Annotated in this window: 5 protein-coding genes; 3 read left to right on the plus strand and 2 right to left on the minus strand. The window is 35.6% G+C overall.

The genetic code is table 11. From position 1 onward, the window contains the following. Nucleotides 1-2: 2 nt before the first annotated feature. Entirely contained in the window at nt 3-1,178 is a 1,176-nt protein-coding gene (locus AC04Q1_RS07905) for a cation:proton antiporter (protein ID WP_478363448.1), read from the plus strand. 149 nt (nt 1,179-1,327) lie between these two features. Here the strand turns inward: AC04Q1_RS07905 and AC04Q1_RS07910 are convergent, their stop codons facing one another. Continuing rightward, nucleotides 1,328-1,732 carry an EVE domain-containing protein gene (locus AC04Q1_RS07910; RefSeq protein WP_478363450.1) on the minus strand — a complete coding sequence of 135 codons (405 nt, stop codon included), beginning with the start codon at nt 1,730-1,732 and terminating at the stop codon, nt 1,328-1,330. 464 nt (nt 1,733-2,196) lie between these two features. On the opposite strand from AC04Q1_RS07910, the gene AC04Q1_RS07915 reads away from it, so the two are divergent. Together AC04Q1_RS07915 and AC04Q1_RS07920 are read left to right on the plus strand one after the other, a co-directional pair. Beyond that, nucleotides 2,197-2,910: a hypothetical protein gene (locus AC04Q1_RS07915; protein ID WP_478363452.1), complete on the plus strand. Its 714-nt coding sequence runs from the start codon at nt 2,197-2,199 to the stop codon at nt 2,908-2,910. 573 nt (nt 2,911-3,483) lie between these two features. Continuing rightward, entirely contained in the window at nt 3,484-5,601 is a 2,118-nt protein-coding gene (locus tag AC04Q1_RS07920; protein WP_478363454.1) for a COR domain-containing protein, read from the plus strand. Between the two features lie 427 nt (nt 5,602-6,028). On the opposite strand, the gene AC04Q1_RS07925 is transcribed toward AC04Q1_RS07920, so the two are convergent. Further along, a complete protein-coding gene (locus AC04Q1_RS07925) occupies nt 6,029-6,544 on the minus strand; it encodes a hypothetical protein (RefSeq protein ID WP_478363456.1) in 516 nt (171 codons plus the stop codon). Between the last annotated feature and the right edge of the window lie 26 nt (nt 6,545-6,570).

Raw genomic sequence — 6,570 nt, forward strand, 5'->3', positions numbered from 1 at the left:
ATATGACAACCTACACCATTCTTATTATTTTAAGCGGATTAGTTATTTTCTCTTATCTGTTTGATTTAGTGGCGAGTAAAACCAAAATACCATCGGTTTTACTGTTGCTCTTATTGGGTATTGGGTTACGTTTTCTGGTCGACTACCTGAAGATACAGACCTTCAATTTCCTCTCCATCTTACCCACATTGGGTACCGTAGGCTTAATTTTGATTGTTTTTGAAGGCTCGCTCGAACTTAAATATGACCAGCATAAAAACAAGATCATCCGCAGTGCATTTTTATCTGCCCTAACCATATTATTGGGTACCATCACGGTCATTACCACCATTATTTATCAGATTACCCATCACGATCTGTATACCTGTATTGCCAACGCCATCCCCTTTAGTGTAATCAGTTCGGCCATTGCTATCCCTTCGGCGGCAGCGTTAAACAATACCAACAAAGAATTTGTGATTTATGAATCTTCTTTTTCTGATATTTTAGGAATCATCATCTTCAACTTCGCCATTACCAACCATTCCATCACCACCTCGGCATTTATCGGTTTAGGGCTCAGTACATTTCTAATTGTGCTGTTATCGGCCATTGCCTGCGTGGTGCTGTTGTATATTATGGGCAGATTGGTGCACCACATCAAATTCTTCCTCATCATCGCCATTCTGATACTGGTTTATGCCATCGGCCAATCTTATCACCTGTCTTCCTTGGTGCTGATTTTAAGTACAGGTTTATTTTTGAACAATGCCGATACCATACAGAACGTTTGGTTCAGGAGCATCTTTTTATACAAGAATTTAAGTGCCGATCTGTCGCAGCTTTACCAGTTATCGGCCGAAAGTGCCTTTATTTTGCGTACCTTTTTCTTTGTAATATTCGGTTTCACCATGAATATCGGCGAGCTGAACAACAAGATCGTCCTGGCCAATGGCTTTTTCATATTGATCTCGATATACATCATCAGGTTCATCTTCCTTAAAATATTCAAAAAGGAAAATTTAAACCCGATTTTATACATTGCACCACGCGGTCTGATCAGTATCTTGCTTTACTTTAACCTGCCCGAGAGCCTAAAAATACCCGAAGTGGGCACGCCATTTTTGTTCCTGGTGGTATTGGGTTCGAGCATTATAATGACGCTGGGGATTACCCTGAGTACAAAAAAGGTTGATTAGTTTATTGGTCATTGGTCTGGCCGCTTAACCCATTCCAGGCGCCCTGCGCTAAGCTCAACAGGTTAATTGTTTAAAAAACGCCAAACGCATGGCGCTTACCCCACTCCAAACCCCCAAATAAAAATCGACTGCAGACTAAGGACTTAAAACTAACTTCCCATTTCCAAAATCTTATCAAATTCTTCTGCCTTTAACGGCATTACCGATAAGCGGCCCTGGCGGACCAAAGAAATATCTGTTAAACTTGGTTCAGCTTTGATCTGCTCCAATGATACCGGATTTTTCAAACTTTCTACAGGAGATAAATCAACCACTACCCAGTTGGCATCGTCGGTAGTCGGGTCCTGGTAAAATTCTCTTACCACCTTTGCAATACCCACTACGTTTTTACCTTCGTTGCTGTGGTAAAACAATACCAAATCACCTTCCTGCATGGCTTTCAGGTTATTCCTCGCCTGATAATTGCGCACACCATCCCAGAAGGTACGGCCATCCTGATTAAATTTTTCCCAACTGTATTTAAAAGGCTCTGATTTGACTAACCAATGGTTCATTTTATTTCTTTGTTTAAAGCTCAAAACTAATAAAACAGAACGGATTAGGAAATAGGTTGGAAAGAATAGGGCAATATAAGGAGATTAGGTGCTTTGCTTCATCCTGGATAAATCTAATCGAATTCCTCTTTTCAGCTCACCTGCCTAATCGAAAATGTTGCGCTGCGCTTGTGTTAAAACATAGATTGAATCCCGTTGCCTTGCAACTACTGATTCTCAGACATTTTCTCAGTTCGCTGGCGGTGAATGTAATATATAGCACATAAATCAAATCTAAAGTCAAATGTCATGAGAAACAACCATCAGTTTGATGATTTATAGAATTTTACATACTTTTAATCCTAATAAATAAATACGCTACTCTCAATGGATAATCTACCCAGTTCTGGGCTAATGTGCGTTACAGCTAGCGTTTAAATTTTAATTATCAAAAATAAACGAACCAATTCTATTAAATAACGATTATGAAAAAAACAATTACGCTCTTTATTATTCTTTTGTCTGGCATCAATATTTATGCCCAAGAAAATATAGATTTATTGACATACGAAAACACCCAAGATATTAAGTTTTTTAGCTCAATTAAAAATGGTGTTCAAATAAAGGAGTATGTAACTGTTAGTAAGAATAGTGTAAAGTTAGGTGATACTTTAACATTAGGAACACCTACTTCTGAAGAAATGAGCACAAGGACTTACTCGGGCAGTTATGGTACTAGGGCAAGAGGAGGTGTGGCACAATCAAGAAGTACTTCTAAAAAAACTTACGAATTCATACAAATGGGTAGACCTGCTGGGTTTGGAAGTATAATGTCTGCTATGAACGGAGATGCACAGAGTATGGCAGATAATAGTTTAAAAAATACTACTGTTATTGTCAATGAAATAAAAACATATCATAGAGGTAGTAAAAATAAACCTTTATACGTAGTTATGGTGTTAGGTGAAATAAATGGTAGAGCTTTTGGTATAAATAAATATTTAAGTGTAATGGATACAGAATTAGCTATTGAGTCTGGAGAAGTTTTATTGAAAAATAGAAAAATGACTAGAGATGAAGCTATTGCTAAATTAAAAGAAGCCAAAGAATTAACTGAAATTGATATGATGAGTAAAGAAGATTTTGAAAAATTAAAAAAAGAACTTGCTCCAATTATTACTCCTAAAACTAAAGAATAACACTTCTCCGAATGAGATTTGGTAAAGCTATGAGGATTTTGGTTTCGGATCAATTTTCAGTTCTAGAACCTATGCTCAAAGCTAAAATATTAAGAAGTTGCCCCTCCTAAATATGTAGTGATAGTGCTTTTTATCATTATGAGGGCAAACTTTTCAAATATCCAAAATTAGAACTCTACCCCTAAATAAAGAAAATGATTAAGTTTTTGGAGGTGAAATAATGCATTCTCAGTCTCAAATTCTAACTTATTAAATCTCACATGTTGTCTCAGTTTGAAACATGAATTTACTAAATGTCTTGCTTTTAATTTTTAAATCTTATATTGGCTATCTAAATTAATAGCTTGACACACTCTAAGATTTTGCTGATGATCGATGATCAATATTCGCTCAAAAGCTACATCCTTACTGATTAGATAAAGAACATTCAAACTTTATTCGCACTGCTTCATCTGAAGGTCTATGAGAATAAATATCAAATTCTAAAGAGTCTTAATTTAGTTTTTTTCTCCTAAAAATACCTGTTTAAACAAAAACGAATCTATCAAAATTAACAAACGAGATAAAATTATAATGGAAGATAATGACATACTTAAAAAAATAGAAAATAAGCTTGGGATCACCTTTGGAAACTTCGATGATTGGAAATCCAAAAATAGTAAAACTGTTGGAGGAACAAATTCCTTAAATAATAAGGGAAAGATTGGAGATCATCGTCGAATTATAAGGGATAATGGCTTAGAGTCGCAACAACTAATTAGAATGAATGGCCAAGGCCAGGTAATTGAGATATATCTGAATGGCCTAAACTTAAAAGAGATTCCTGAAGAAGTTTTTGAATTGAAGCACTTAAAACGCTTCGATAGCGTATACAATGATTTGACTTCAATACCAGTAAGATTTAATGAATTGCCTAGTTTAGAAAAAATCATTCTATTTTCTAATCAGATAACAGATATTCCAAAAGAGGTAGTTTTTCATAAACCATTGAAAGCTCTTGAAATTCATAGCAATCCTATTCAAACAATACCAGCAGAATTGTTTGAACCTATAAAACGAAGAAGTAATTTAAATGCAATTCGTAATTATCTATCTTCTTTGCAAGCTGGAACAAAAAGTCTTAACGAGATTAAAGTGATTATTGTCGGTGATGGTGGTTCTGGCAAAACTTCTTTACAAAAACTATTAACAAACGAAAAATTTGATCCTCAAGAATGTCAAACACATGGCATAAATATTCGGCATCTGACATTGAGACCAAATAGTAAGAATGTTAAATATCGTTTGTGGGATTTTGGCGGGCAGGAAATCATGCATGCGACACACCAGTTTTTCCTTTCTAGACGCAGTATTTATATTATTTTACTAAATGCTAGGGAAGAACCAAATCCAGAATACTGGTTGAATCATATAAAGAGTTTTGGAGCAAATTCTCCAGTTTTAATTGTCATAAATAAAACTGATGAAAATCCGTCTTTTGATGTTAACAGATTATTTTTAAAAGACAAATACCCAAATATTATAGAATTCATTAAAATATCTTGCTCGCATAATTCGGGAGTAGATAGTGTTAAGTCAGCCTTAAAAAGGGCTGTTTTAGATATTCAAGATTTAAATAGTCAATGGGCTTTATCATGGTTTAACGTAAAAACCCGTTTAGAAAATATGACATCTAGCTTCATAAGTTTTGATGAATTCTCAGAATTATGCAATGTAAATGGGGTTTATGATATTTCAAGTCAGACAACTTTGGTTGAATATTTAAACGACTTAGGAATTATATTGCATTTTAAAGACTTTGCATTGAATGACACACATGTTTTAGATCCAGAATGGGTAACACACGCTGTTTATAAAATAATAAATTCCAAAAAATTAACTGAGAACAAAGGCTTATTAAAATTATCTGAGATTAGAACGATATTAAAGACTAGAGAGGGTGAGGAAAGGTTCAAATATCCAAGTTCTTCCTTGAATTACATAATCGAATTAATGATGAAGTTTGAACTTTGCTATAAAGTTTCAGATACTGAAATCTTGGTTCCAGATCTTTTGGAAGTTCAAGAGCCAGTATTTGAAATTAAAGATCAAAGCCCCTTAAAAGTAATTATTTCATATGGATTTCTTCCTAAATCAATTATGCCGAGGTTAATTGTGAATTTACATAATGACATTCTTGCAGAATATAGATGGCGCACTGGCTTAATAATTACTGATAAAGGCTTTCAAAGCACAGCAAAAATATCTGCAGACTATGAATCAAAAGAAATAAATATAGAGGTGTTTGGCGATAATAAAAGAGATTATTTATCTGTGATTCTTTTCATAATTCGGAAAATCAACAAAAGCTTCAAGGGTCTTGAGCAAAAGATTAACATTCCTGTAAAAGGAGCTCCCCACATTAAAATCTCCCACTCCCACCTATTAACTCTAGAATCGAAAGGAATTACAAGATATATTCCAGATGGATTAGATTACGAAGTAAACGTAAAAGACATGCTTGGCTCAATACAGAGCAATAAGAACTTAGAAGAAGAGATTTTTATATTGTTAGATAAGCTTGTTGCAAAATCCGATGATGCTCAAAGTATCGCCGAAAAAGCAAATGAGATTATCCAATTACAACCTAATTTTTTTGGACTTGGCATAAACATAAATGCTTTAGTAAAAAAATATCTAAAGAAAAAATAATAAGACCTGTGTGCAAACCTGATTTTAAGGGTCGGTTTGTTAAATGAAATAAAATATTCTTCAAATTTAACCCTTCCCCTCAACACATTTCAAGAAATTCCGGCATAAACACTCACGTAGTCACCGCGCAATCAATTTATTCCGTTGCTTCTTGATCTAGTTGAGCTGAAAGTTTGATCATTCTATTTACCATATAAGAAATATAAGGTCATTTAAGCTGGTATACACTAATATATCTTATATGGTTAGCTTCAATTTTTCCCGCGGTAAAGTCTGGGAAACAACCGTAACATTAAACGTATCCTTTTTAACCTGCGTTCTCTTTTTTCTCGCTGTAGCCCAAGGCGATCGCCGGGTTGCAAATCTCTTTACCATTTAAGAAATATAAGATCATTTAAGCTGGTATGCACTCATACGTTTTATATGGTTAAGCTCCCATGGCGCTTAGATAATAAAGCATCTGCCTTAAACCTAAAAGCTCCGGTGCACCACCTAAAAGCTCCAACGCCGAACCTAAAAGCATCGACTCACCACTCAAAAGCATCGATTCACCACCCAAAAGCTCCGATGCACCACCTAAAAGCTCCGATGTACCACCTAAAAGCATCGACTCGCCACTCAAAAGCTCCGATGCGCCACCTAAAAGCTCCGATGCACCACCTAAAAGCATCGATTCACCACTCAAAAGCACCGACTCGCCACCTAAAAGCATCGACTCACCACTCAAAAGCATCGACTCACCACTCAAAAGCATCGATTCACCACCTAAAAGCATCGATTCGCCACTCAAAAGCATCGACTCACCACTCAAAAGCATCGATGCACCACTCAAAAGCATCGATTCACCACTCAAAAGCTCAGGTGTACCACCTAAAAGCATCGACTCGCCACTCAAAAGCATCGACTCACCACTCAAAAGCATCGACTCGGCACCCAAAAGCATCGACTCGGCACTTCAATTGTCCCTTT

Source organism: Pedobacter humicola (genome assembly GCF_056490705.1).